The organism is Bowdeniella massiliensis, from assembly GCF_023634005.1.
GTDB lineage: Bacteria > Actinomycetota > Actinomycetes > Actinomycetales > Actinomycetaceae > Bowdeniella > Bowdeniella massiliensis.
In genome coordinates, this window is sequence record NZ_JALIQR010000031.1 from 1 (window position 1) to 1,211 (window position 1,211).

Annotated in this window: 1 protein-coding gene; it reads left to right on the forward strand. The window is 65.8% G+C overall.

Features of this window, described 5'->3' with window-relative positions; translation table 11 throughout:
• Positions 1-44: 44 nt before the first annotated feature.
• The coding region (locus MUN85_RS12495; protein ID WP_250506995.1) for an IS256 family transposase at positions 45-1,211 on the forward strand (1,167 nt) is incomplete at its 3' end.

The following is a 1,211-nucleotide window of genomic DNA, read 5'->3' on the forward strand; positions in this document are numbered from 1 at the left end:
TGGCCGTGACTGACACGACCGATGCCGTCATCGCTAATGACGAGATGATTGATCCCGTGACCGGAGAGATCATCAATCAGAAAGACCTCGCCGAGCGCCTGCTGGCGGAGGCGAAGGAGCAGGGCGTGAGCCTGGTCGGCCCGGGTGGCCTGTTGAACCAGCTCACGAAGAACGTCCTCGAGACCGCGTTGAACGCCGAGCTGACCGAGCATCTCGGGCACGACCACGGCGGCACCCCGTTGGGCGAGAACATGCGCAACGGCACCCGGGTGAAGACGGTGCTGACCGAGATCGGCCCGGTCGAGATCGAGGTCCCGCGGGATCGTGATGGGTCGTTCGAGCCGGTGATCGTCCCCAAGCGCAAGCGGCGCCTGGACGGGATCGATCAGATCGTGCTGTCGCTGACCGCGCGCGGGTTGACCACGGGCGAGATCGCCGCGCACTTCGACGAGGTCTACGGAGCGACAGTGTCCAAGGACACGATCAGCCGGATCACCGAGAAAGTCACCGGCGAGCTCGCCGAATGGGCCTCCCGGCCGCTGGATGCGATCTATCCGGTGATCTTCGTCGACGCGATCGTGGTGAAAGTCCGTGACGGGCAGGTCCGCAACACCCCGTTCTACGTCGTCATGGGCGTCACGACGAACGGAGAGCGCGACATTCTCGGCATCTGGGCCGGCGATGGCCAGGAGGGAGCGAGGTTCTGGCTGCAGGTGTTCACCGAGCTGAAGAACCGCGGCGTCCAGGACGTGCTCATCGCGGTCTGTGATGGGTTGAAGGGGCTCCCGGAGGCGATCAACACCACCTGGGAGCAGACGGTCGTGCAGCAGTGCATCGTGCACCTGATCCGCAACTCGTTCCGGTACGCCGGCCGGCAGCACCGCGACGCGATCGTGAAGTCTCTCAAGCCGGTCTACACGGCCCCGAGCGAGGCCGCGGCGAAGGACCGGTTCGAGGAGTTCGCCGCCGAGTGGGGCGACAGGTATCCGGCGATCGTCCAGCTCTGGCGGACCTCCTGGGCGGAGTTCGTGCCGTTCCTGGAGTACGACGTCGAGATCCGTCGGGTGATCTGCACGACCAACGCGATCGAGTCGATCAACGCGAGATACCGCAGGGCGGTCCGGGCTCGCGGGCACTTCCCGAACGAGGCCGCGGCGATCAAGTGCCTGTATCTGGTGACGCGTTCGCTTGACCCCAGCGGCGGAGGCCGG